This is a genomic window from Pseudomonas nitroreducens, from assembly GCF_024170165.1.
Classification (GTDB): Bacteria; Pseudomonadota; Gammaproteobacteria; order Pseudomonadales; family Pseudomonadaceae; genus Pseudomonas; species Pseudomonas nitroreducens_C.
Window position 1 is genome coordinate 78,967 of record NZ_JALJXP010000006.1, and the last position, 23,202, is coordinate 102,168.

Annotated in this window: 29 protein-coding genes and 1 pseudogene; 13 read left to right on the top strand and 17 right to left on the bottom strand. The window is 66.3% G+C overall.

Annotated features, from left to right (window positions below):
• Positions 1-10 precede the first annotated feature (10 nt).
• The gene (locus J2T47_RS13645) at positions 11-292 is read right to left on the bottom strand and encodes an accessory factor UbiK family protein (RefSeq protein WP_138213693.1); all 282 of its coding nucleotides are present in this window, start codon (positions 290-292) and stop codon (positions 11-13) included.
• A 403-nt stretch (positions 293-695) separates the two neighbouring features.
• Here J2T47_RS13645 and glnK point away from each other — a divergent pair, with 403 nt between their 5' ends.
• The 4 genes from glnK to sutA all read left to right on the top strand — a co-directional run bounded on the left by glnK (position 696) and on the right by sutA (position 3,354).
• Positions 696-1,034 (top strand): P-II family nitrogen regulator, encoded by a 339-nt coding sequence (gene glnK / locus J2T47_RS13650; RefSeq protein WP_003457590.1) that lies wholly within the window; start codon positions 696-698, stop codon positions 1,032-1,034.
• Between the two features lie 41 nt (positions 1,035-1,075).
• The gene (locus J2T47_RS13655) at positions 1,076-2,410 is read left to right on the top strand and encodes an ammonium transporter (protein WP_253447483.1); all 1,335 of its coding nucleotides are present in this window, start codon (positions 1,076-1,078) and stop codon (positions 2,408-2,410) included.
• Positions 2,411-2,517: 107 nt separating this feature from the next.
• A complete protein-coding gene (locus tag J2T47_RS13660) occupies positions 2,518-2,943 on the top strand; it encodes a secondary thiamine-phosphate synthase enzyme YjbQ (RefSeq protein ID WP_253447487.1) in 426 nt (141 codons plus the stop codon).
• A gap of 78 nt (positions 2,944-3,021) precedes the next feature.
• The gene (gene sutA / locus J2T47_RS13665; RefSeq protein WP_045215410.1) at positions 3,022-3,354 is read left to right on the top strand and encodes a transcriptional regulator SutA; all 333 of its coding nucleotides are present in this window, start codon (positions 3,022-3,024) and stop codon (positions 3,352-3,354) included.
• A 332-nt stretch (positions 3,355-3,686) separates the two neighbouring features.
• On the opposite strand, the gene J2T47_RS13670 is transcribed toward sutA, so the two are convergent.
• The 6 genes and pseudogenes from J2T47_RS13670 to lptM all read right to left on the bottom strand — a co-directional run bounded on the left by J2T47_RS13670 (position 3,687) and on the right by lptM (position 7,297).
• Positions 3,687-4,379, bottom strand: coding sequence for an HAD family hydrolase (locus tag J2T47_RS13670; protein WP_253447490.1), 693 nt, complete (start codon positions 4,377-4,379; stop codon positions 3,687-3,689).
• The gene (xerC, locus tag J2T47_RS13675) at positions 4,376-5,281 is read right to left on the bottom strand and encodes a tyrosine recombinase XerC (RefSeq protein ID WP_253447493.1); all 906 of its coding nucleotides are present in this window, start codon (positions 5,279-5,281) and stop codon (positions 4,376-4,378) included. The genes J2T47_RS13670 and xerC overlap by 4 nt, the downstream gene beginning before the upstream one ends.
• A 34-nt stretch (positions 5,282-5,315) precedes the next feature.
• The gene (locus J2T47_RS13680) at positions 5,316-6,017 is read right to left on the bottom strand and encodes a DUF484 family protein (RefSeq protein ID WP_253447496.1); all 702 of its coding nucleotides are present in this window, start codon (positions 6,015-6,017) and stop codon (positions 5,316-5,318) included.
• 11 nt (positions 6,018-6,028) lie between these two features.
• Positions 6,029-6,859, bottom strand: a complete 831-nt coding sequence (gene dapF, locus J2T47_RS13685; protein WP_253447499.1) for a diaminopimelate epimerase — start codon at positions 6,857-6,859, stop codon at positions 6,029-6,031.
• A gap of 13 nt (positions 6,860-6,872) precedes the next feature.
• Positions 6,873-7,049: pseudogene (locus J2T47_RS13690) on the bottom strand (diaminopimelate decarboxylase); the annotation flags it as partial.
• A gap of 107 nt (positions 7,050-7,156) precedes the next feature.
• A complete protein-coding gene (gene lptM, locus J2T47_RS13695; RefSeq protein WP_081515193.1) occupies positions 7,157-7,297 on the bottom strand; it encodes an LPS translocon maturation chaperone LptM in 141 nt (46 codons plus the stop codon).
• 153 nt (positions 7,298-7,450) lie between these two features.
• Between lptM and J2T47_RS13700 the strand changes: the two genes are divergently transcribed.
• The 4 genes from J2T47_RS13700 (at position 7,451) to rnk (ending at position 9,615) form a co-directional block, all read left to right on the top strand.
• Positions 7,451-8,512, top strand: coding sequence for an AraC family transcriptional regulator (locus J2T47_RS13700; protein ID WP_253447502.1), 1,062 nt, complete (start codon positions 7,451-7,453; stop codon positions 8,510-8,512).
• On the top strand, positions 8,509-8,844 hold the full coding sequence (gene cyaY, locus J2T47_RS13705) for an iron donor protein CyaY (RefSeq protein WP_024762102.1): 336 nt from the start codon (positions 8,509-8,511) through the stop codon (positions 8,842-8,844). Before J2T47_RS13700 ends, cyaY begins: the two co-directional genes overlap by 4 nt.
• On the top strand, positions 8,822-9,028 hold the full coding sequence (locus J2T47_RS13710; RefSeq protein ID WP_253447505.1) for a DUF1289 domain-containing protein: 207 nt from the start codon (positions 8,822-8,824) through the stop codon (positions 9,026-9,028). Before cyaY ends, J2T47_RS13710 begins: the two co-directional genes overlap by 23 nt.
• 182 nt (positions 9,029-9,210) lie before the next feature.
• Entirely contained in the window at positions 9,211-9,615 is a 405-nt protein-coding gene (rnk, locus tag J2T47_RS13715) for a nucleoside diphosphate kinase regulator (RefSeq protein WP_253447508.1), read from the top strand.
• 45 nt (positions 9,616-9,660) lie between these two features.
• Here the strand turns inward: rnk and J2T47_RS13720 are convergent, their stop codons facing one another.
• The 3 genes from J2T47_RS13720 to J2T47_RS13730 form a co-directional block, all read right to left on the bottom strand.
• Positions 9,661-12,510, bottom strand: coding sequence for a class I adenylate cyclase (locus tag J2T47_RS13720; RefSeq protein ID WP_253447512.1), 2,850 nt, complete (start codon positions 12,508-12,510; stop codon positions 9,661-9,663).
• A 92-nt stretch (positions 12,511-12,602) separates the two neighbouring features.
• Entirely contained in the window at positions 12,603-12,836 is a 234-nt protein-coding gene (locus J2T47_RS13725) for a TIGR02647 family protein (protein ID WP_253447515.1), read from the bottom strand.
• 81 nt (positions 12,837-12,917) lie between these two features.
• A complete protein-coding gene (locus tag J2T47_RS13730) occupies positions 12,918-13,199 on the bottom strand; it encodes a hypothetical protein (RefSeq protein ID WP_253447518.1) in 282 nt (93 codons plus the stop codon).
• A gap of 89 nt (positions 13,200-13,288) precedes the next feature.
• Between J2T47_RS13730 and J2T47_RS13735 the strand changes: the two genes are divergently transcribed.
• Positions 13,289-14,254, top strand: coding sequence for a magnesium transporter CorA family protein (locus J2T47_RS13735; RefSeq protein WP_253447521.1), 966 nt, complete (start codon positions 13,289-13,291; stop codon positions 14,252-14,254).
• A gap of 240 nt (positions 14,255-14,494) precedes the next feature.
• Positions 14,495-15,382: a polyphosphate kinase 2 gene (ppk2, locus tag J2T47_RS13740; RefSeq protein ID WP_253448154.1), complete on the top strand. Its 888-nt coding sequence runs from the start codon at positions 14,495-14,497 to the stop codon at positions 15,380-15,382.
• Positions 15,383-15,386: 4 nt separating this feature from the next.
• Here ppk2 and J2T47_RS13745 read toward each other — a convergent pair whose 3' ends face one another.
• From J2T47_RS13745 to J2T47_RS13755, 3 genes are all read right to left on the bottom strand, one after another.
• Positions 15,387-16,154, bottom strand: a complete 768-nt coding sequence (locus tag J2T47_RS13745) for a hypothetical protein (RefSeq protein WP_253447524.1) — start codon at positions 16,152-16,154, stop codon at positions 15,387-15,389.
• A 242-nt stretch (positions 16,155-16,396) separates the two neighbouring features.
• Positions 16,397-16,894 carry an outer membrane beta-barrel protein gene (locus J2T47_RS13750; protein ID WP_253447527.1) on the bottom strand — a complete coding sequence of 166 codons (498 nt, stop codon included), beginning with the start codon at positions 16,892-16,894 and terminating at the stop codon, positions 16,397-16,399.
• Positions 16,895-17,083: 189 nt separating this feature from the next.
• Entirely contained in the window at positions 17,084-17,773 is a 690-nt protein-coding gene (locus tag J2T47_RS13755) for a Crp/Fnr family transcriptional regulator (protein ID WP_253447530.1), read from the bottom strand.
• 74 nt (positions 17,774-17,847) lie between these two features.
• Here J2T47_RS13755 and J2T47_RS13760 point away from each other — a divergent pair, with 74 nt between their 5' ends.
• Complete coding sequence (locus J2T47_RS13760; protein WP_253447533.1) at positions 17,848-18,372, top strand: DUF962 domain-containing protein; 525 nt, start codon at positions 17,848-17,850, stop codon at positions 18,370-18,372.
• 6 nt (positions 18,373-18,378) lie between these two features.
• Here the strand turns inward: J2T47_RS13760 and J2T47_RS13765 are convergent, their stop codons facing one another.
• A complete protein-coding gene (locus J2T47_RS13765) occupies positions 18,379-19,182 on the bottom strand; it encodes an MmyB family transcriptional regulator (RefSeq protein WP_253447536.1) in 804 nt (267 codons plus the stop codon).
• Positions 19,183-19,309: 127 nt separating this feature from the next.
• On the opposite strand from J2T47_RS13765, the gene J2T47_RS13770 reads away from it, so the two are divergent.
• The gene (locus tag J2T47_RS13770) at positions 19,310-19,711 is read left to right on the top strand and encodes a hypothetical protein (protein ID WP_253447539.1); all 402 of its coding nucleotides are present in this window, start codon (positions 19,310-19,312) and stop codon (positions 19,709-19,711) included.
• Positions 19,712-19,860: 149 nt separating this feature from the next.
• Here the strand turns inward: J2T47_RS13770 and J2T47_RS13775 are convergent, their stop codons facing one another.
• Both J2T47_RS13775 and J2T47_RS13780 read right to left on the bottom strand, forming a co-directional pair.
• The gene (locus J2T47_RS13775) at positions 19,861-20,451 is read right to left on the bottom strand and encodes a 2-hydroxychromene-2-carboxylate isomerase (protein ID WP_253447542.1); all 591 of its coding nucleotides are present in this window, start codon (positions 20,449-20,451) and stop codon (positions 19,861-19,863) included.
• 169 nt (positions 20,452-20,620) lie between these two features.
• Positions 20,621-21,349: an SDR family oxidoreductase gene (locus tag J2T47_RS13780; RefSeq protein WP_253447545.1), complete on the bottom strand. Its 729-nt coding sequence runs from the start codon at positions 21,347-21,349 to the stop codon at positions 20,621-20,623.
• 105 nt (positions 21,350-21,454) lie between these two features.
• On the opposite strand from J2T47_RS13780, the gene J2T47_RS13785 reads away from it, so the two are divergent.
• Positions 21,455-22,018, top strand: coding sequence for a TetR/AcrR family transcriptional regulator (locus J2T47_RS13785; protein ID WP_253447548.1), 564 nt, complete (start codon positions 21,455-21,457; stop codon positions 22,016-22,018).
• 199 nt (positions 22,019-22,217) lie between these two features.
• Here J2T47_RS13785 and J2T47_RS13790 read toward each other — a convergent pair whose 3' ends face one another.
• Positions 22,218-22,967, bottom strand: a complete 750-nt coding sequence (locus tag J2T47_RS13790; protein ID WP_253447551.1) for a sulfite exporter TauE/SafE family protein — start codon at positions 22,965-22,967, stop codon at positions 22,218-22,220.
• Positions 22,968-23,202 lie beyond the last annotated feature (235 nt).

Consider the following 23,202-nt stretch of genomic DNA (forward strand, 5'->3'; position numbering starts at 1 on the left):
CAGGCGGGACTTATTCTGAGGCGGCGGGGGCGGTGGTGTCGGCGGGCGAGAGCCTGGCTTCCATCTCCGCGACCTTGGCTTCCAGCGCCTCGAGACGCGCACGGGTGCGCGCGAGGACGACCATCTGGCTGTCGAATTCGTCGCGGCTGACCAGGTCGAGCTTGCTGAAGGCGCTCTGCATCAGAACCTTGAACTGGGCTTCCAGCTCGGCCTTCGGCAGGGGCGATTCGCCACCGAACAGGCGTCCGGCTTGTTGGCTGATGGCATCGAGGAAGGCTTTGGGCGGCAGCATGGTTCATGGGTTCCGGATTGAATCAGAGCGCAGTCTATCACGCAGCCTGCGCCCGCTGCGGCGTGCGGGGTTGCACGCTTTTTGAGCAGTGTGCCCGCCCGGCGTGCGCGCTTTCGGTGCGCCAGGGCGGCGCTGGCGATTCGCCAGAAGCCCCTGTTTCCGGCCAAGTGCCTGATGCGCCGGGCATTTTCACGAACTGGCAAGCTTCATGCTTTGGGGCATACATGGCGTGCACCGATGCAGTTCCGGTGCGGCAGGCGAGGCGGTGGATCGCTTCGATCAAGGCAGTCGGAGTGCTGAGGTAGGGCGGCCGGCGCATTACAAAAGCCAGACACTGCGCTTAGACTTGTCTCCGGGTTCGTTCTTCCTGGGGCGGGTCCACCAAAACACGGGAGAGAGTTACATGAAGCTAGTCACAGCCATCATCAAGCCGTTCAAGCTGGACGACGTTCGTGAGTCGCTGTCCGAGATCGGCGTGCAGGGCATCACTGTGACCGAAGTCAAAGGCTTCGGCCGGCAGAAGGGTCACACCGAGCTGTACCGTGGCGCGGAATACGTTGTCGATTTCCTGCCGAAGGTGAAGATCGACGTCGCCATCGCCGATGACCAGCTGGATCGTGTTATCGAAGCCATCACCAAGGCCGCCAACACCGGGAAGATCGGTGACGGCAAGATCTTTGTCGTAAATCTGGAACAGGCCATTCGTATCCGTACCGGCGAAACCGGCACCGACGCGATCTAAGCCAAGCCCACACCGAACCCCACGCCCCAGGAGAAACAACAATGACTCTGCGCAAATACGCAGGGCTAGGCGCCCTATTGCCCCTCGCAATGCCCGGTCTGGCCTTGGCCGACGAGGCTGCGGCCCCCGTCCTGAACAGCGGCGACACCGCCTGGATGCTGATTTCCAGCGCCCTGGTGCTGCTGATGACCATCCCCGGCCTGGCGCTGTTCTACGGCGGCATGGTGCGCGCCAAGAACGTCCTGTCGATCATGATGCAGTGCTTCGCTATCACCGCGCTGATCAGCATCCTCTGGGTCGTCTACGGCTACAGCCTGGCCTTCGATACCGTCGGTATGGAAAAGGGCGTGGTCAACTTCGCTTCCTTCGTTGGCGGACTGGACAAGGCCTTCCTCAGCGGCCTGACCACCAGCGGCCTGACTTCCGCCGCCGCGCTGTTCCCTGAGAGCGTCTTCGTGATGTTCCAGATGACCTTCGCGATCATCACCCCGGCGCTGATCGTCGGTGCCTTCGCCGAGCGCATGAAGTTCTCGGCCATGCTGATCTTCACCGCGCTGTGGTTCACCCTGGTCTACGCACCGATCGCCCACATGGTCTGGAGCGGTGACGGCGGCCTGCTGTGGGACTGGGGCGTGCTGGACTTCGCCGGCGGCACCGTGGTGCACATCAACGCCGGTATCGCTGGCCTGGTGGCGTGCATCGTGCTCGGCAAGCGCAAGGGCTACCCGACCGCTGCCATGGCTCCGCACAACCTGGGCTACACCCTGATCGGCGCCGCCCTGCTGTGGATCGGCTGGTTCGGCTTCAACGCCGGTTCCGCCGCCGCCGCCAACGGCACCGCCGGCATGGCCATGCTGGTCACCCAGATCGCCACCGCCGCCGCCGCTCTGGGCTGGATGTTCGCCGAGTGGATCACTCACGGTAAGCCGAGCGCCCTGGGCATCGCTTCGGGCGTGGTTGCCGGTCTGGTCGCCATCACCCCGGCTGCCGGTACCTGCGGCCCGATGGGCGCCATCGTCATCGGCCTGTCCGCTGGCGTGATCTGCTTCTTCGCTGCCACCAGCCTCAAGCGTGCCGTCGGCTACGACGATTCCCTGGACGCCTTCGGCGTGCATGCGGTCGGCGGTATCGTCGGCGCCCTGCTCACCGGCGTGTTCGCCGCACCGGCCCTGGGCGGCTTCGGCACCGTGACCGACATCGGCGCGCAACTGTTCACCCAGTTCAAGGGCGTGGCCTTCACCATCGTCTACACCGGTATCGTCAGCTTCGTGATCCTCAAGGTCCTGGACCTGGTCATGGGCCTGCGCGTCACCGAGGAAGAGGAAACCGTGGGTCTGGACCTCTCCCTGCACAACGAACGTGGCTACAACCTGTAAGGGTTCGCGCAAGTTCGACGAAGGGCGCCCTCGGGCGCCCTTTGTTTTTTTCGACAGCACGCTAGAATGCGCGCGCATCACCGTTAGCGACACAAGGATTGCCCGCCATGTGGCAGCAGAAGAGCATCACCCTGCGCCCTCGCCCGCGAGGCTTCCACCTGGTCACCGACGAGATCCTGGCCGCGTTGCCGGAGCTGTCGAAGTGCCGGGTCGGCCTGCTGCACCTGCTGTTGCAGCACACCTCCGCCTCGCTGACGGTGAACGAGAATGCCGACCCTTCGGTGCGCCGCGATTTCGAGCGATTCTTCAATCGCCTGGTGCCCCAGGGCGAGAGCGGCTATGAACATGACTATGAAGGTCCCGACGACCTTCCGGCGCATTTCAAGTCGAGCCTGCTGGGCTGTCAGCTGACGCTGCCGATACAGGGGGGAGGCTTGGCAATGGGCACCTGGCAGGGTATCTATCTGGGCGAGCACCGTGACCACGGCGGCCCGCGCAGCATAGTGGCGACCTGGCAGGGCGAGCTTGTATGAATTTTTTCCGGCGGCGTTCGTCAAAGCGCGCAGCTGGGCTATAACTAACGTGCTTTGCAGCACCACAGAGGTTGAACGATGAGCGACGAAGAACTGGAACAGGACGAGCTGGACGGCGCTGACGAGGACGATGGCGAGGAACTCGCCGCAGCGGACGACAGCGACGCCGAAGCAGACAGCGGCGATGGGGATGAAGCCCCTTCTCCCAAGGGCGGTGGCAAGAAAGCCAAGGCCGCTGCGGAAGAAGAGGAACTGCCCTCGGTCGAAGCCAAGCAGAAGGATCGTGATGCACTGGCCCGTGCGATGGAGGAATTCCTCACTCGCGGCGGCAAGGTGCAGGAGATCGAGCCGAACGTCGTGGCCGACCCGCCGAAGAAGCCGGATAGCAAATACGGCAGCCGCCCTATCTGATATCTGACTCGACATGAAAAGCCCCGCCGTTCCGTGAGGAGCGGCGGGGCTTTTTCATGTCCGTTTATTTCCCGCGGCCTGTCATGTGCGTAGGAGCGGACTTCGTCCGCGATGGCATCCGGCGCGAGGCGGACCTATCGCGGACGGAGTCCGCTCCTGCGGGAAGTATCTGCGGCCTGGCTGCGCGCCCTGCTCCGAAGGGAGAGGGGACTGGAGCGATGCAGGATGAAGCCTTGCTATCAGCCGGCACGGATAGCTCCCTCTCCCTTCAGGGAGAGGGCTCGGGAGAGGGTTTGTGTCCGAGCGTCAGTGTTGCCCGCGGAGCAGGAGCATCAGAGCTTCGCCAGAACGTCCGGCAGCTCGGAGAGGTTGTGGATGATCGCGCTGGGCGCTTCTTCACCATCCCACGGCTTGCGCGCCGGGTTGAACCAGATCGCCTTCATGCCCGCGCGGCGCGCGCCGGCGATGTCATCACTGGGATGGTCGCCGATGTGCACGGCGTTCTCCGCCGCTACGCCGCCGCGCTTGAGCGCTTCCTGGAAGGGATGCGGGTCGGGCTTGCCGACGCCCAGTTCTTCCGCGCAGAGGGCGAACTGGAAGTAGTCGGCCAGGCCCAGGCGGCGCACGTCGGCGTTGCCGTTGGTGAGCACGCCGAGGATGAAGCGGTTGGCCAGTTGCTCCAGGGTCGGGTGCACTTCGGGGAACAGTGCCACCTGGTGCCGCGCCTGGAGGAAGGTCTGGAAGCCGGCCTCGGCCAGGTCGCTGGCCTCGGCCTGGGGATAACCCGCGTCGAGCAGGGCGTGGAACAGGATGAGCCGGCGCAGTTCGCTCAGCCGGTGGCGCAGCATCGGGTCCTGCTCCATCAGCCGCGAGCGGATTGCCCACAGGTGTTCGATGGGCACTGGGCCCAGTTGTGCGGCGTTCACCGCCAGCCAGTCGCGCAGGGTGGCTTCCGCGCTGTTCATCACCGGGGCGACATCCCACAGCGTGTCATCGAGGTCGAAGGTGACCAGACGGATACTCATTCTTCTGCTCCGGGTTTACGGCGTGCCCGTGGGTGAGCCTGGTCATAGACCGTGGCGAGGTGCTGGAAGTCCAGGTGGGTGTAGATCTGCGTGGTGGCGATGTCGGCGTGGCCGAGCAGCTCCTGCACTGCGCGCAGGTCCTGGGACGACTCCAGCATATGGCTGGCGAAGGAGTGCCGCAGCATGTGCGGATGCAGGTGCTGGCCCAGCTCGCGCACGCCCGCTTCGCGCACGCGCAGCTGGATCGCGCGGGGCGTCAGACGCTTGCCGCTGCGGCCGATGAACACGGCGCTGTCCTGCGGCGAGGCGAGGGCGCGCAGCGGCAGCCAGTTCTCGATGGCCTGCCGCGCGGCGCGGCCGACCGGCAATTCGCGCACCTTGTTGCCCTTGCCGTGCACGCGCACCAGCCCGTCCTTGAGGTCCAGCCATTCCAGGTCGAGGCCAACCAGTTCGGAAAGGCGCAGGCCCGAGGAGTAGAACAGCTCCAGCAGTGCCTGATCGCGGCGGGCGATGAAGTCGTCCTCGACGCCGCCGTCGAGCAGTTGCGCGGTGCGGTCGGTGTCCAGCGTACGCGGCAGCTTGCGTGCGCCCTTGGGCGCGGCGAGGCCGTCGGCGGGGTTGTGCCGGCAGCGGCCTTCGCGGATCAGGTACTGGTAGAGCCCGCGGGTGGCTGACAACAGGCGCGCCAGGCTGCGGCTGGCAAGGCCCTGCTGGTGCAGGCGGGCGACGAACATGCGCAGGTCGCGCACCTGCAGCGCGGGCCATTCGTTCAGCGAGGATTTTTCGCAGAGCGTGGCGAGGCGCAGCAGATCGCGGCGATAGCCGTCGAGGGTATGGACGGACACCTGGCGTTCGCTGCGCAGGTGTTCCAGGTAGGCATCCAGATCGGCTTCGAGCGACAAGCGATCAGCTCCCAGCGGTTAAGGCCCGGCGGGATCAGCGCACCGAGCGCAGTGGCGTGGAGAAGCGCGGCAGGGTCCGTGCGAGGACTTCGGCGACGTAGCCGAGGAACAGAGTGCCCAGCGAGCTCTTGTAGTGCTGCGGGTCGGGGCTGCCGATCGCCAGCACACCGTGCAGGCCCTGGAAGGTCAGCGGCACCACGGCGGCGGAGCCGACCTGCTCGCGTTCGCTTTCGCAGAACAGGAAGGCCAGCTCGTGGGGACGCAGCACGCCGCAGACGGTCTTGCCGCCCGACAGCAGGCCGCCGATGGCCTGGTGCGCCTCGGCGCTGCTCACTGAGCGGCCCACCGGCAGGTTGTTGTCGCTGAACAGGATCAGGCTGACGTAGGGCACGAGGAACTCGTGGCGCAGGCTGTCTTCCACCGTGCTGACGATTTCCTCGAGGCTGGTGGCGTCGAGCAGGTCGAGCACCAGGCGGCGGGTCTTGTCGAACAGACGGTCGTTGTCGCGGGCCACGTCCATCAGCTGCGACAGCCGGTGGCGCATCTCGATGTTGCGCTCGCGCAGCAGGCGGACCTGGCGCTCCACCAGTGACACGGCATCTCCCGGCTGGTGCGGAATGCGCATCTCCGGGATCAGCTCGTCATGATCGACGAAGAATTCAGGGTGCCGGCGAAGATAGTCGGCGACCTGTTCGGCTTCGAGCGTAACGGTGGAGTCCTGCGGAGTATCGGTCATAAGCGTCCCGGTTATAGACGTACCTGGCCTTCGAACACCCGCACGGCGGGCCCGGTCATCATAACGGGCTGACCCGGTCCTGCCCACTCGATGGACAACCGTCCGCCGGGAAGGTCGATTTCCACCGGCGATTGCAGCCAGCCCTGGCGGATGCCGGCGACGGCGGCGGCGCAGGCGCCGGTGCCGCAGGCCAGCGTCTCGCCGGCGCCGCGCTCCCAGACGCGCAGGCGCGCCTGGTGCGGATTGACGATCTGCAGGAAGCCGATGTTGGCCTTCTGCGGGAAGCTTTCGTGGATTTCCAGTTTCGGCCCCAGGGTGCGTACCGGAGCGCTGTCCACGTCATCCACGCGCAGCACGCCGTGCGGGTTGCCCATGGAGATGGCTGCCAGCTGGTACTGCTGGCCATCCACTTCGAGGGGGTAGCTCAGCGCTTCGGCCCCGGCCTGGAAGGGCACCTGCTCGGGTTGCAGGCGCGGCGGGCCCATGTCGACGGTGACCTGGCCATCGTTGGCGATGGTCAGTTCGATCATGCCGCCCTTGGTTTCCACGCGGATGGTCTTCTTCGCGGTCAGGCGCTTGTCGACCACGAAGCGGGCGAAGCAGCGCGCGCCGTTGCCGCACTGTTCGACCTCGGTGCCGTCGCAGTTGAAGATGCGGTAGCGGAAATCGGCGTCCGGGGTGCTCGGCGGCTCGACGATCAGCAACTGATCGAAGCCGACCCCGAAGTTGCGGTCGCCCCACTGTTTGACGTGGCGTGGTTGCACATGGGCGTGCTGGCTGACCAGGTCCAGGACCATGAAGTCATTGCCCAGCCCATGCATCTTGGTAAAGCGCAGAAGCATCGTCGTCTCGGCCTCAGTCCGGCTGCAGGCTTACGCCAGCGATCAGCTCTCGTCTTGCGTCGCGGCGATGCAACGCCTGCGCGGCCGAGCCATTCGCCAGCACCTCGGCGGCGCGGCACCGGGTGTTGTAGTTGGAATTCATGACGAAACCATAGGCGCCGGCCGAACGGACGGCCAGCAGGTCACCTTCTTCCGGGACGCGGTGGCGGAGCCGGGAACGGGGCGAGCGCCGCAAACGGCACTTCTCCCGCGACCGGATGCCCGTCGCGGACGTCGAAGGCGTCCATGGGAACGCCCTCAGAGACCGTAGCGGTCCTTGCTGTGCTCGCTCTTGGCCTTCTGGTCGTCCGGCAGGTACAGCGGGCCTTTCTGGCCACAGCCGGCCAGTGCGGCGGTGAAGACGGCGAGCGCGACGAAGGGAAGCAGCAGTCGCTTCATGGCGGAATCCTTGTAGTAAAGCGTCAATGGGTCCGGAGTATACCGACCCCCCGCCGGCTTGCCTATTCAAGCGGACTCCCGCCCGGCGGGGCTTGCGGCTCGCGCCGAAAGGGCCGGTGGCTCTATGATGGCGGGCAAAAAATGGAATGCCTGATGGATTATCGCGATCCCCTGCCCAGTTCGGTGTCGGTGGCTTACCTGCAGGGCCTCGTGGAGCATCTGCAGCGTCAGGGCGTGGACCCGGCGCAGTTGCTGGCGACGGTGCACCTGGAGCCCTCGATCCTCGCCCAGCGCGACCAGCGCATCGCCGCCAGCGCCTACCTGGAGCTGGTGGGCGCCGGCGTGCGCCTGAGCGGTGACGACAACCTCGGCCTGCACCTGGGCGAGGCGGTGCGCCCCGGTTACTACGGTGTGCTTGGCTACCTGATCATGAGTTGCGCGACGCTCTCCGATGCCCTGCATCGGCAGGCGCGCTATGCCGCGCTGGTGGGCAACCTGGGCCGCGTCGAGCTGGCCGACGAACCGCCGCGCCCGGGCTGCGAGGCATTGGTGAAGCACAGCTGGGAGCCCCTGCTGCCGCAACAGCAGCGGCAGATGAGCGAAGAGACGCTGGCCGGCTGGGTCAGTTTTGGCCACTGGGTCAGCGGGGTGAGCGAGGCGCCGTTCGAGGTGCGCTTCAGCCACAGCGCCCCGGCGGATACCCGCGAGCACGAGCGCATCTTCCGCTGCCCGGTGCTGTTCGATCAGCCGGACAACGCGCTGGTCTTCCCCAGGCGCCTGCTTTCCCTGCCGCTGGGCCAGGCCGATGCCCAGGTGCAGCGCACCCTGGATGCCTACGCCGAACGCCTGCTGGTGGAAATCAACAAGGGCGACACCGTGCTCGACCGCGCACGCCTGGAGCTGGCGCGGCAGTTGCCCGAGCAGGGTGCGGACCTGGAGCGCCTGTCGCAGACCCTGGCGCTGAGCCCGCGCACCCTGCAGCGACGGCTGCGCGACACCGGCCTGTCGTTCAGCCAGCTGGTGGACGAAACCCGCCAGCAACTGGTGCTGCACTACCTGCGCGACCCGGCACTGGACAGCGCCGACATCGCCTACCTGCTGGGCTTCAGCGAAGCCGGCTCGCTCGCCCGCGCATTCCGGCGCTGGACGGGGCAGAGTCTGGGCGAATACCGGCGTAAACTGGTGCCTTTGACTGATTCCGAGGACGATGCATGAGCACTTTGAGCGAAGCCCGCTTCCATGACCTGGTGGACGCCGTACAGGTAACGGTGGAGGACGCCTTCGACGACAGCGACCTGGACCTGGACCTGGAAAACTCCAGCGGCGTGCTGACCGTGCGCTTCGAGAACGGCACCCAGCTGATCCTCAGCCGCCAGCCGGCGCTGCGCCAGCTGTGGGTGGCGGCGCGCTCCGGCGGCTTCCACTTCGACTACGACGAATCCGGCTCGCTGTGGATCTGTGACAGCACCCGTGAGCCGCTGGGCGCGCTGCTCAATCGCGCGACCCTGGAGCAGGCGGGCGAGGATGTCGACTTCCCCGGCATCTGAGCCGCAGGCGAGCGTCGCCTCGCCCTGCTGCCGGCGCTGCTGCCTGGATGACGCGGACATCTGCGTCGGCTGCGGGCGCACCCTGGGCGAGATCCTGGAGTGGAACGAAGCGGGTGGCGAGCGGCGCCGGGCGATCCTGGCGGACTGCGAAAAGCGCCGAAACAACCACTCACCGAAGTGGTGACTGGTCGGTGTTGCTTATTTTCTGTGCTGTGTTAGTGTCCAGAAAAACCCCGCCTTGGGCGGGGTTTTTCTTTTTTCGGAATTCACTGTGCGTTCGCCCACGAACGTCTTTACTGCCAGAACACCCAGGGCCCCGAACGCGCGAGCGTCCGGGGCTCTCCTGTAAGGAGACTGCCAACCATCATGACCACGACACCCATCACCGTTACTCGACTCGACCTGCAACGTCTGGAGCGCCTGCTCGACAGCCTGGATGAGTACGGCCCCGCTGCCGAGGCGCTGGAGGCCGAGCTGGCCCGTGCCACGGTCGTCGGCCACGACGAGATTCCGCCGGGCGTGGTCACGATGAACTCCACCGTGCGTTGCCGCGAGGAAGGCAGTGGCAAGGAATACCACCTGACCCTGGTCTACCCGGCCGATGTGAAGGGTGAAGGCAAGGTCTCGATCCTCGCTCCGGTGGGCACCGCGCTGCTGGGCCTGACCACCGGCCAGACCATCGACTGGCCGGCGCCCAGTGGCAAGACGCTGAAGCTGACCCTGCTGGAAGTGGAATACCAGCCCGAAGCGGCCGGCGACTTCGATCGCTGAGTTCCCCGTCGGGAACCTCTTTCCCCGGGTGCCCGGCCTAGCCGTTCAGGCTTCGGCCAGCGCCCGGTTCAGAGCCTGCTCCAGGCTCTGCTTGTAGCGCAGGAAATGTACCGTCTGCAGCTCCCCGCCTTCACGCATGGCCGACAGGTCCAGGTCGGTGATGTAGCAGGGGTAGCGCTCCTGCCCGCGCCGGCGGTCGAGAATGTGCCGGGCCGCGGCCTGGAACAGCTCGTTGCCGAACTCCAGTTCCGAGAACTCGCGGTGGTTGCAGAACAGCGTTGTGCGCGCGCGCTGGCCTTCGCCCGGTTCGACGATGGCCTGCACGTTGTAGAACGGCAATGCTTCCAGCGGCTGCGGCGCGTTGCGTCGCTCGATGCGTTGCGCGCGCTGGTGGCCGTTGGTCACCACCTCGTAGAAGAGAATGTCGGCGCCCACCGGGCCCTGGGCTTCCAGTAGCGAGATCACGGCGTTGCGACGGTACTGCACCGATTGCAGGAAGCGTTGCAGCGGCAGCAGCAGGCCTTCCTCGCTGTCGTACTCCTGACGGCGCCGCCAGAGGGCGTTGCGCTCGTCGAGGATGGTGATTTCCGCGCTGCCTTCGTCCAGTCGGTAGAACACCTGCACGGTATTGGCCCGGCCCAGCGGCAGGATCATGGCGAGGTCGTCGCCCTCCAGCGCGTGCCGGTCCAGTTGCAGGAAGCCGCTGTCGTCCTGGGTATCGCCCAGGTGCTCGACCAGCGCCGGCAAGCCGTCGATCACCCGGTGGCTGACGCTGCCGGGTACCAGGTGCAGCAGGTGGAAGTGCTGGCGCACCTGCAACAGGTAGCGCCCGCCCTTGCCGCTGGCGAGTTGCGCATGGGCGTCGCGGAACAGGTCTTCCACCCGCTGGGCAATGGCCGTGGCGCGGTTGCGGCAGAAGCAGCGCACCAGCAAGCGCGGCGGCGGGGCATCGGCGGGCACGGCGTTGAGGAATTCGCGCAGGCAGTCGAGCAGTGCGTGCGGGCCGGAATAGCGGCTGACCAGCAGTTCGTTCCAGCTGTTCAGGGTGATCTGGTCGAGGGTCAGCACCAGGTTGTCGCGCACGCCGGAGTAGCCGAGCGAGTCGGTGCGCTCGGTGGTCATGTGCACGTTCATCTGGCTGTGCTGGCGCAACGGGTCGACACCGACGTTCACCAGCAGCAACACCTGCGATGGCACCGCACTGCGCAGCAGGGCGCTTTCCGGCACTTCGTCGAGAGGCAGCGGAACGGCCTGCTGCAGGCTGCCCAGCAGGTTCTGCAGTTCGAATTCGGTCAGGTCGCTGGCACCCGGTTGCAGGGAAAGCCGCGTGGTGGCGTCGATCACGCCATTGCGGTGGCTCCAGGCGAGCAGGTCCATGAGGTCGCGGGCGCGGCGCAGCGGCGCGAAATCGGCCATTTCCTGCAGCGACAGGTTGCCGCCGAACAGCGCCCAGTACGGCGACTTGCCGGACTCGCCGCCGGGCAGCTGGGCGAGGGTGAGGATGTCTTCGGCCATGTCCGGGGCGATGCCCGGGTTGATGAACTCGACCTTGCCGGCCTTGCGCTCGAAGGCGGCGTACAGGCGCCGGCCGAGGATGCCCATGTCCCGCGGGTTGATGCCGCTGGCAGCGTGCTGCAGGCGGGCGAATTGCGAGAGGAAGCGGTAGCTGTGGGTCAGTTCGTTGACCAGCGCACGGCGTTCCAGCAACACCTGGCGCACCTTCCACTGGCTGCGACTGTCGAGTTGGGCGAAGGCGCGGCTGTCCCACTTCCAGGGCGCCGAAACGCGCTCCATCACCTTGCGCTGCCAGCTCTTGTGGCCCTGGCGCGGCGGGCGGCTGAGCTTCTTGCCGACCTTCAGGTAGAGGCAGCGGCGGATCAGTTCCAGGCGCTCGGTTTCGCCGCGCTCCTTGAGGTATTCCTCCAGGCGGCGATAGAGCATGACGTAGGGGTCGAGTTCCTCCACGTCCAGGCGCCCGGCGTAGATCGCCTGCTTGTAGCGCAGGCTCAGGCAGGACACCTGCGGGTGCTCGCTGGCGTAGACCTCGGTGAGCAGCAGCTTGAGCACCGACTTGTAGGGCGACTCGATGCCCTTGAACAGCTGCCACATGCCGGCACCGATGAATTCCCCCGGCGGAATGCGTGCCAGGTGGCCGAGGTCGAGGACGTCGTCGGCGCGGATGAAGCGCTTGTTCAGCAGCGTCTGGCAGTAGTCGGCGTAGCGGTTCTCTTCATAGACCGGCACCAGCCACCAGAGCGGCGTGCGGCCGCCGAGCCAGATGGCGGTGCGGTAGAACTCGTCCAGCAGCAGGTAGTGCTGGCTGGTGCCGCAGTCGTCGGAGGTCAGCCGGGCCTCGCGGGCGCCCTGGGTGTAGTGCTGCGGGTCGACGAGGAAGCAGTGCACCTCGGCGCCCTGGGTCGCGGCCCATTGTTCGAGCAGCTCGCACTTGCGGCGCAGCTCGGCCAGCTCTTTTTCCGAAAGATCGGATGCGTGGCAGACCCACAGGTCCAGGTCGCTCTGCTCGGCCTGCGCGACGGTGCCCAGGCTGCCCATCAGGAACAGCCCGTGGATCGGCAGCGGCGGATTGCCGCGACGGGTCTTGTAGCTGAAGGAGCGGGTCAGGCGCTGGGCCTCGGCGAGGATCTCGTCGTCCGGGACGAAGTTCGACAGCCCGGCGGGCGTGCTGGCCGAAACGTAGCCGGGCAGCAGCGGGTGGTTCACGTCCAGCAGCAGCGGCAACAGCTTGAGAACCAGCTGCTGGCGCGTGGAAAGCGCTTCGCTGGCCCGTTGCAGGCGCGCGGCATTGACCTTGAGGAAGCGCTGACGCAATTGCGTCAGCACCTTTCGGTCGATGCCGTCGTCGATGTCCGGGCGGATCTCGGGGGTGAGCGTCATGGCGTACTGCTGTCTGGCCAGCGGCGCCGCATCAGGGAATGCGGCGCTCGGAAGTGTGCCAGTTTATCGCCCGCTCGCGGGGGAACTTGAGGTCAGCCGCGCAGGATGCCGAGCAGGACCTGGGCGTGCTCGGCGGCGTCGAGACCCAGGTTGGTGAGATAGCCGCCGTCCTGTTTGTCGATCAGCCCCTTGGCGTGAAGCCGACCGGCAGCCGCCACGGCCTGGGCGGAGGCGTCGTGGTGGACTTTCAATCCCGCCTGGCTGTTCTCCAGGTCATAGAGCGCCAGCAGGTCCAGTTCCTCAACCATTTCTTTCGTGAAAGCCATTCGCCTAACTCCCGATGGTCAATGAGGCCTCAGTGTAGTCTCAAGTCCGACCGGTTCGGCAAGCGCTGTTATGTCGCTGTCTCATTCGGCAACAGTACCGTCGGGCAGGGTCGGCAGCGCGCGCAGGGCCTGCTCGTACCACTCGCCGTTGAACGGACGGTCTTCGGCGAGCATCGCCTCGATCTCGTGGGCGAGCACCAGCGCCATCAGGTGCAGGGCGTCCTCGCGTTCGTAGCCGACCAGGGTCAGCTTGTTGAACACCGCACGGGCCGCCGCCGGGCTCTCGCTTTCGATCTGGTTTTCGATGGCCTGGATCAGGGTGTCTTCGGCGAAGGCCTCTTCGCTGTCGTCTTGCTCGCTCATCACGGGATGCTCCGCTGGACTTGTGAAGCGCCGGGAAGTTGGCCAACCTGCGGGGCAACTTACGGTGCGTAAAAGGATTGTCGGGCGTCATGATCACCTATTACACCCTCGTCGGCGACCGCCTGGTGCGCCACAACGGCAACGAGTGCCATGGCATGCCCAAGGACACGCTGTGGATCGACCTGTTCCAGCCCACGGCGGAAGAGGAACAGTTGCTGGAGTCGATCATCGAGGTGGATGTGCCGACCCGCGAGGAAATGGCCGAGATCGAGGACTCCTCGCGCTTCTACGAGAGCAATGGCGCGCTGTACATGACCACCAGCGTGGTTGGTGGCATCCGCGAGCACAATCCCACCGTCTCGGAAGTCACCTGCGTGCTGACGCCGCACTGGCTGGTGACGGTGCGCTACACCGACCTGCTGGCCTTCCGCACCTTCGAGACGCGCACCCAGCGCGGCGGCTGCGAAGGGCGCAGCGACCAGCTGTTCGTGACCCTGATGGACAGCGTGGTGGACCGCATCGCGGACGTGCTGGAGATCGTCCAGAAGCAGCTCGACAGTCTGGGCAGCAGTATCTTCCGCGAAGGCCCGGCCAGCGAGAAGGCCGACCTGCAGGAAGTGGTCAAGCAGCTGGGGCGCAAGAACTCGCTGCTGTCCAAGCTCAACGAGAGCCTGTTGAGCATCAGCCGGCCGTTGTCCTATTTCCGCCAGGGCAGCAACGGCTGGATCAGCGACGAGGTCAAGCTCGGCATGAAGTCGGTGGAACGCGACGTGCGCTCGCTCAGCGAGTACCAGACGAAGATGGCCGGGGAGATCACCTTCCTGCTGGATGCCACCCTGGGCCTGATCAATATCGAGCAGAACAGCATCATCAAGGTGTTCTCCATCGCTGCCGTGCTGTTCCTGCCGCCGACCCTGGTGGGCACGGTGTATGGCATGAACTTCGCGCACATGCCCGAGTTGCAGTGGCTGGCCGGCTACCCCATGGCGCTGGTGGCGATGGTCATCTCGGCGATCATTCCCTACTACTGGTTCAAGTACAAAGGCTGGCTCTAGACGGGTTGATACGGGTCAAGAAAGGCTTGCGGCACGGGTAGCACAGTGGAGGGCCGTCCCCACGTCTCACAGGAGGAGACCATGGCCCAGCAGTCCAAGCCCCGGCAGCCCATTTCCCAGGAGAGCCTGCCGCAACCTGAAGCCGGCAAGCCCGACACCGCGGCACTGCCCGGCGCGACCACCGAGGGTGGCGCGCAGATCCAGGCGCAGAGCCAGGGCCCGGTCGCGCTGACCGTCGCCATGGCCCCGCGCGGCAGCAACGAGGACTCCGCCTCCGCCCAGTTGCCCGCCAGCTATCCCTACCGCAAGCGCCTGCAGCGCAGGGAGTACGAGAAGGCCAAGGCCGAGCTGCAGATCGAGTTGCTGAAGGTGCAGAGCTGGGTGAAGGAGACCGGCCAGCGCATCGTCCTGCTCTTCGAGGGCCGTGATGCTGCCGGCAAGGGCGGCACCATCAAGCGCTTCACCGAACACCTCAACCCGCGCGGCGCCCGCGTGGTGGCGCTGGAGAAACCCAGCGACGCCGAGCGCGGCCAGTGGTACTTCCAGCGCTACATCCAGCACCTGCCCACGGCCGGTGAAATCGTCTTCTTCGACCGCTCCTGGTACAACCGCGCTGGCGTCGAGCGGGTGATGGGTTTCTGCTCGCCGCGCCAGTACCTGGAGTTCATGCAGCAGACGCCGGAGCTGGAGCGCATGCTGGTGCGCAACGGTATCCACCTGTTCAAGTTCTGGTTCTCGGTGAGCCGCGAGGAGCAGCTGCGCCGCTTCGTTTCGCGCCGCGACGACCCGCTCAAGCACTGGAAGCTGTCGCCCATCGACATCCAGTCGCTGGACCGCTGGGACGACTACACCCAGGCCAAGGAGGCGATGTTCTTCCACACCGACACTGCCGACGCGCCCTGGGTGGTGGTCAAGTCCGACGACAAGAAGCGCGCGCGGCTCAATTGCCTGCGGCACTTCCTGCATAGCCTGGATTACCCGGACAAGAACCCGAAGATCGCCCGCGCCCCGGATGCGCTGCTGACGGGCCGCGCCGCGCTGATGGACCGGGACGAGCTGGAGCGTCCGGGGCAATCGGTGGTGCCGGCGCAGGTCCCGGCGCCGGAGTCGGAGCCTGTCCCGGCCTGAGGCGCTACTGCTGGCTGATCAGCATGAGCTGGCCGGAGACGGCGCGGGCGTTGCGATCAACGATGATCGGCGCCCAGGGCCGGCCGGAGGCGCTGACCAGGGCGTTGCTCTTGCTGTTCATGTCCAGCAGCGCCTTGCTCAGGTATTCCCAGCGGGTGCGCAGTTTCTTGGTCGCGTCACTCTCGGGCAGCTGGTCGATGCGCTGGGAGAGCAGCGGCACCAGCACGCTTTCGTCCTGGCCGAGGTATTCCTGCGGCTGCTCGCGGGCCAGCTCCAGGCCGCTCATGTAGGCGCGGCCCAGGTACTGAGTGGCGAGGTATTCCACGCGCACCGGCAGCTCCCACAGCGGAATCTGGCTGGCGTCGGCGGTGGCGGGGACGAAACGTTCGATCTGGTTGAGCAGGTCACGCAGGGAGCGGCTCAGGTCCTGGTTGTAGCGCCAGGGCAGGTCTTCTTCCTTGGGGCCGTAGGAAACGCCATTGCGAATCTGGGTAACGAAGGCATCGTGCGCCTTCTTCAACGCGTCATCGGACTTGGGGTAGCCCTTGACCGCGTTGTCCAGCGTGGCCAGGTCCTTCTCCAGCTGGGCGGCGTGGGTTTCCTGGAAGCCTTCGCCGCGCAGCAGCAACAGGCTGTTGATCGAGCGGCAGGTGTACACCTGCAGGGTCTGCAGCTGCAGTTCCTCGCTGGGGAGGTTGGCCTGGGCGGCGAGGGCGAAGAGTCCGAAACAGCACAGCATGAACCCACGAACGACATCGAGATTCCGGAGCATGGCGGAGGCGTCCTTATTGTTATTGTGAGCCGCGCGATTCGCCGGGTGTGTGTCTTTTTGGCGCCAGAAACGCAGCTATTCCTAGGCTAGCCGCGAACGAAGCGGCTGCAACCGACCGAAAGAGTGATTTGTGCAGCTGATGCTGGATACGGGGGAAGGTGCCGGCGGAAGGCTGGAGGGGGAGGACCGCTCTGGGGAGAGAGCCGGACCTTCCGCCGGGCTTTAACGCGAACGGAGCGGCGTCAGAAGCGCCAGTAGGCCGAGAGGGTGGTCTGGTCGAGGTCGATATCGCCGACGTCCAGGTATTCCTGCTCCAGGCGCACGCCCAGACCGCCAATCACGTCCATCTCGCCGCCGAAGCCGTAGAGCGCGTCCACGTCGTCGGACTTGCCGGCGGCATCCTTATCGGCGTGCCAGGCGTGCACGCCGGCGATGCCGTACAGGCGGATGCGCTGGCCGATGGGGAAGCCCAGGTGCACGTTGGCCTGCAGCGATTGACCGTCGAAGTGCTTGTCGCCGTCGCTCATGTTGCCGAAGTCGACCACCGCGCCTTCCAGGGACAGGTAGTTGTTCAGGCGGTAGCCGGCGTACAGCTTGTAGCTGTCGTCCTGGTCGTCGAAGGAGCGGTCGTCGATTTCCAGGCGGGTGACACCGCCCCCGACATAGAGGCCGCTGTCATCGGCCATCGCCAGGGCCGGAGCGGTCAGGGCGAGGGCGCAGAGGAGTTTCGAAAGGCGCATAGGATTCCCTTGCGGCCGGCGTGGAGTGCCGGCCGCCTTGCTGTCTTGCGGAGGGTGGGGTGCCGCTCTGGCGCGGGCCTTTCGGCGCCGGCGCGGCGGCGGGGGCATTAGAGCGGGGCGGTAGCGTGCGCGACCATCGAAGCTTGTCGAGAGTCGTCTGGCTTTTGTTCTAGAGGCTTTCGCCGGGCGTCAGGCGTGGGCCGCCTGGCGCAGGCGTTCGCGGTCCAGTATCTCGATGCCGCCATAGCTCAGGCGCACGATGCCCTGGGCTTCCAGCTCCTTGAGGATCTGGTTGGTGGTCTGCCGCGACAGCGACAGCATGGCCGCCAGCTGCTCCTGTGGCAGGTGCAGTTCGCGCTTGGCGGTGGCCGACTCGCCGTAGCCTTCGGCGATCATCAGCAGGCGCCGGGCCAGGCGCGGCGCGGCCGGCAGCAGCGACAGCTCCTCCAGCACGGCGAAGGTGATGCGCAGCTTGTGGCTCATCAGCAGGGCGAAGTCGCGCCAGTATTCCGGGTGCTGCGCGAGCAGGGCCTGCAGCGGTGCCACGGGCACCTGCAGCAGCACGGTGGCACCTTCGGCGTAGGCGTCGTGGGTGCGCGGCTGGCCGTCGAACAGGCAGATCTCGCCGAACCAGTTGGGCGCTTCCACCAGCGCCAGCAGCGCTTCCTTGCCGGTCTCGCCGACCACGCTGACACGCATCGCGCCTTCCACCACGCAGTACAGGCCACACGGTGCGTCGCCGCGGGCAAACAGGCGCTGGCCGGCAGGCAGGCGACGCACCACGGCGGCGTCGCGCAGGGCCTGGCGCAGGCCCTCGGGGAGGGTCTGGAACCAGCGGCCATCTTGCAGGCAGGCGAGGTAGGGCTTGGCGTCGGTCATGGGCAATGTCGGCTAGCTGACAGAGTGGCAAGGCACAGATCGCCATCATGCCAGTACCTTGCGGGAGAACAACAATGAAAACTCTGGTCGACCACCTTGCCCAATATGCCGCCTACCACCGTGACCGGCGGAATATCGTCAGCCATTTCATCGGCATCCCGATGATCGTGCTGGCTATCGCCACCCTGCTGTCGCGCCCCGGCTTCGAGCTGGCCGGCCTGCTGGTCTCGCCCGCTACTTTGCTGGCGCTGGCCTCGGTGGTCTTCTACCTGCGCCTGGACCTGCGTTTCGGCCTGCTGATGACCGCGCTGCTGGCGCTGTCGCTGTGGCTGGGCGCCGGCTTTGCCGCCGGCAGCACCGCCTACTGGCTCACCTGGGGCATCGGCCTGTTCGTGGTGGGCTGGATCATCCAGTTCGTCGGCCACTACTACGAGGGACGCAAGCCGGCCTTCGTCGATGACCTCACGGGGCTGATCGTCGGCCCGCTGTTCGTTGCCGCCGAAGCAGCTTTTCTGCTTGGCCTGCGCGATGAAGTGCGCCACGCCGTGGAGGAGCGCGCCGGCCCCACCTGTATCCGCGAGAAGAAGGCGACTGCCTGATTCGAGTCAGTCCGTACCGCTGAGCTGGCGCAGGATTCGCGCGCTGTCGGGGTCGGCCGGGAAGAAGGTTTCCAGGGCCAGCTCCGACAGCGTCACGTCCACTGGCGTGCCGAACACCGTGATGGTGCCGATCAGGCTGCACACACCCAGCTCGGTCTGCAGCTGCACCGGGATCAGTACCATGTCGCCGCTGGCCGCCTCGTCACAGGGTGGCGCCGGGTAGGCCGCCACTTCATCGCGCAGCGCCGCCAGTGCGGGGTCGCCGCTGGCCTCGAAGTCGCGCTGCAGGCGCTCCACTACATGCGCCTTCCACGGCCCCAGATTGAGGATGCGCGGCGCCAGCCCCTTGGGGTGCAGGCTCATGCGCAGCACGTTGATCGGCGGCTGCAGCAGTTCCGGATCGACGCCGAGCAGGAAGATATCTACCGTGCGGTTGGACGCCAGCAGGTTCCAGTGGCGGTCCACCACCATCGCCGGGTTCGGCTCGTGGGCCTTGAGCAGCTGGTCGATGGCCTGCCGGGCCACGGTCAGCGCCGGGTCGTCCAGGCCCTTCTCCGAATACACCGGGGCGTAGCCGGCGGCGCTGAGCAGGCGGTTGCGTTCGCGCAGGGGAATGTCCAGCTGCTCGGCCAGGTGCAGCAGCATCTCGCGGCTGGGCAGAGCGCGGCCGGTTTCGACGAAGCTCAGGTGACGCGTGGAAATCTCCGCGTCGCAGGCCAGGTCGAGCTGGCTGAGCCGGCGGCGCTGGCGCCATTGGCGGAGCAGGGCGCCGACCGGTTGGGCCGGGTTTTCGTGGGCTGATCTGTTCATGGCTCGAACGATAGACCTGCCGCCCGGTAACGGCCATTACCTGGCAGGTAATCGACGCACCTACGTCACGGGCAGATTCTTCAGCCACACGCCGCCAACCGGTGGCGACCCCTGAAGGAGCTTCGCCATGACTCTGCTGCAATCCTCCCCGCTGCTTCGCCTGACCCTGAAAGTCGATGCCATCGCCGGCGGCGCCATGGGCCTGTTGATGGCCCTCGCCGCGCAGCCGCTGGGCACCCTGCTGGGCCTGCCCTTCGTCCTGTTGCTGGTGGCCGGGATCGTGCTCCTGCCGCTGGCGCTGGTGCTTTACTGGATGAGCAACCAGAGCGTCCTGTCGCGCACCGGCGTCTGGGCGGTGATCGCCCTGAATGCGCTGTGGGTGGTGGAGAGCGTCGCCCTGCTGGTGACCGGCTATGTGCAGCCGACCGCCCTGGGCTACGCCTTCGTCATCGGCCAGGCGCTGGTGGTCCTGCTGCTGGCGGAGCTTGAGTTCTTCGGCCTGCGCCGGTCGGAGATTCTGGCGCTGTGATGTTCGCGAGCAAGCTCGCTCCTACGAAGAGCACTCCGGTGCTGACTTGTAGGAGCGAGGGGGGCGCCCAGTTCTTGCTCGCGAACCGCTTTACACCGGGCCTTGCAGATGAAGCCTTGTAGGATCGTGCTCGTCGGATGCGAACTGCTTTACGCCAGGGCTTCGCGGACGAAGTCGAGGCGATCCTGGCCGAAGAACATCTCGTTGCCGACGAACATCGTCGGCGCGCCGAACATCCCGCGTTTGATCGCCGCCTCGGTGTTGGCCTTCAGCGCGTCCTTCACTTCCTGCTCGGCGGTCAGCGCCAGCAGCGCCTGCGGGTCGAAGCCCGCTTCGGCCAGCAACGGGCCGAGCACTGCCGGGTCGCCGAGGTTCAGCGCGTCGACCCACATACCCTTGAACACGCAGGCCAGCAGCGCCTCGAAGCGTTCCGGCTGACGCAGCTGCACGCCGGTGGCGGCGCGCATCAGGGTGAGGGTATTGATCGGGAAATGCGGGTTCATCTTCAGCGGCACGCCATAACGGCGGGCGAAGCGGGTCATGTCGATCAGGGTGTAGCGACCCTTGGCCGGGATGGCGATGGGCGAGGCATTGCCGGTGGCCTGGAACACGCCGCCCAGCAGCACCGGGCGATAGACCAGCGAGGCGCCGGCCTCGGCGCAGATGCCTGGCAGCTGGGTGTAGGCCAGGTAGGAAGTCGGGCTGCCGAAATCGAAGTAGAACTCGACGCTCTTGCTCATGAGTGGCTCTCTCTTTTTTGTAGGTTCGCAAAATCGACAGACGACCTTGCGAGCTAGAGCCAGGCTAGGCGGAATCCAGCAGGGGCGCGGAGTTTACGTTTGTAAATGAGCAGCCCCTGCTGGATTCCAACGACGCCTGGCCGACGCGCAGCTAGTCGTCTGTTGATTTTTACCAGCGCTCGATCCACGGGCGCAGGTCGAGTTCGAAGGTCCAGGCGTCTCGCGGCTGGGAGTGCAGGTACCAGTAACTGTCGGCGATGTGCTCGGGGTCGAGGATGCCGTCCTGGTCCTTCAGTGCGTAGCGCTCGGGGAAGGTCTCGCGGATGAATTCAGTGTCGATGGCGCCGTCCACCACCACGTGGGCGACGTGCAGGCCCATCGGTCCCAGCTCGCGGGCCATGCTCTGGGCCAGTGCGCGGATGCCGTGCTTGGCTCCGGCGAAGGCGGCGAAGCCCGAGGCGCCGCGCAGGCCGGCGGTGGCGCCGGTGAAGAGGATCGTGCCGCGCTGGCGCTTGACCATGCGCCTGGCCACTTCGCGGCCGGTGAGGAAGCCGGAGAAGCAGGCCATTTCCCAGATCTTGAAGTACTTGCGTGCGGTCTCGTCGAGGATGCTGCAGGGCACGTTGGCGCCGATGTTGAAGACGAAGGCCTCGATGGGGCCGATGTCGCGCTCGATGGTTTCCACCAGCTCGACCACCGCCTCTTCCTTGCGTGCGTCGGAGGCAAAACCGTGGGCCTCGCCGCCCTCGGCGCGGATCTGCTCCACCAGCGGCTGCAGCTTGTCCGCCGAGCGCCGGGTGACGCAGGCGACGTAGCCTTCACGGGCGAAGCGACGGGCGATGGCGCCGCCGGTGGCATCGCCGGCGCCGATGACCAGGACGACTTTCTTGTTCGACATGCTCGTTTCCTCTGCAGTGCGCGATATTGGGTAAACGGTCGTTAGGTAAACGAACGTTATGTTAATCTGCGCAGCATCGTCAACCGCTTCACCGGAGTCGCCCCGATGCGCTACTCAGCCACCCACAAGGAAGAAACCCGCCAGCGCCTGCTCGACAGCAGCGGCGCGCTCGCCAAGCAGGGCGGCTTCGCCACCAGCGGCGTGGACGGGTTGATGAAGGCGGTGGGCTTGTCCGGCGGGGCGTTCTACAACCACTTCGGTTCCAAGGACGAACTGTTCGCCGCCATCGTCGAACGCGAACTGCAGCAGAGCGTCGAGCGCCTCGCCGCCAAGGGCAAGGTGCTCGACCGCGCGCGCCTGGAGCGCGGCCTGAAGCGCTACCTGAGCGTCACCCACGTGCAGGATGCTGGCGCCGGTTGTGCGATTCCGGCGCTGGGCGCGGAGATCGCCCGCGCCGATGAGTCCGTGCGGCAGAGCGCCGAGGATGCGCTGGTGGAGTTGCAGCAGGCCTGGGCCGAGGCGCTGGGCTCGCCGGAGGATGCCTGGGCGCTGCTGGCGCAGTGCGTTGGCGCGCTGGTGGTGGCGCGGATGGTTGCCAGCGAGAAGACGCAGAAGGCGATCATCGAATCGAGCCGGGAGTTTTTGCTCCGTCATCTCGACGAGAAGTGAGGTGCTATCCCGTAGGGCGCATAACCCGACACGGGTTATCCGCCGGGATGGCGGATAACGCCTTAGGCGTTATGCGCCCTACGGTCGAGTGTGACCTGTAGGAGCGAGTGGGACGCCTGGTTATTGCTCGCGAACCCGGCCTCGCTGCGGGGTTTGTTCGCGAGCAAGCTCGCTCCTACGAAAAGCAGGGCGGCGCGGGTCAGAGGCCGCGGATGGCGAGGTCAGCGCCCAGCAATAGCAGCCCGCCGAAGAAGCAGCGGCGGAACGCCAATGGGCTGATCCGCGAGCGCAGCCAGGTGCCCAGGTACATGCCTGCCAGTGCCGGCAGCAGCGCCAGCAGCGACAGGCCGAGCACGTCGGCCTGCAGCAGCGAGCCGTGCTGGCTGAGGGTGATCGCCAGGGCCAGGGTCGAGACGGTGAAGGACAGGCCCAGCGCCTGCACCAGGTCGTCCTTCTCCAGTCCAAGGGCCTGCAGGAAGGGCACAGCGGGAATCACGAAGACGCCAGTCACGGCGGTAACCCCGCCGGTGATCATGCCGATCAGCGGCGACAGCCAGCGCTCGTGTTTCGGCGCCACGCTGAAGCGCTTGTTCGATAGCCCCAGCAGCGCATAGAGAATCAGCGCCACGCCGAGCAGCGGCGTGGCCGCCGGCCAGTTGCGCCCCGCCAGCAGCCAGCCCACCAGCAGCGTGCCGATGACGATACCGACCAGCATGCCCCACAGCCGTTTGAGCAGCCCGAGGAAGCGCGGCCCGGCGGCGAGTTGCCAGATATTGGTCACGGTGGAAGGGACGACCAGGATGGCGGCCGCTTGCATGGGCGGCATCACCAGCCCGAGCAGGCCGACGGCGACCGTGGGCAGGCCGAGCCCCACCACGCCCTTCACCAGGCCGGCGAGGAGGAAGGTGAGGATGATCAGTTCGAGGTGCTGGGGGAGGGCGTCGAACATGGCCGGGCCTTGTTGAAATCAGGGTCGGCAGGATACGAGGGTTTGGCGGTCAGGGGAAAGCGCGGCCCCTCTCCCCAGCCCTCTCCCTGAAGAGAGAGGGCGCTATCCGTGCCGGCTGAGAGAATACTGCTCCCTGCCCCCAATTTGTCCGGCGGACTCTGTGGAACCATCGCACTCCGAACGGTCCCCTCTCCCTTCAGGGTTAGGGAGAGGGCAAGCCCCCCGCGCAGGAGCA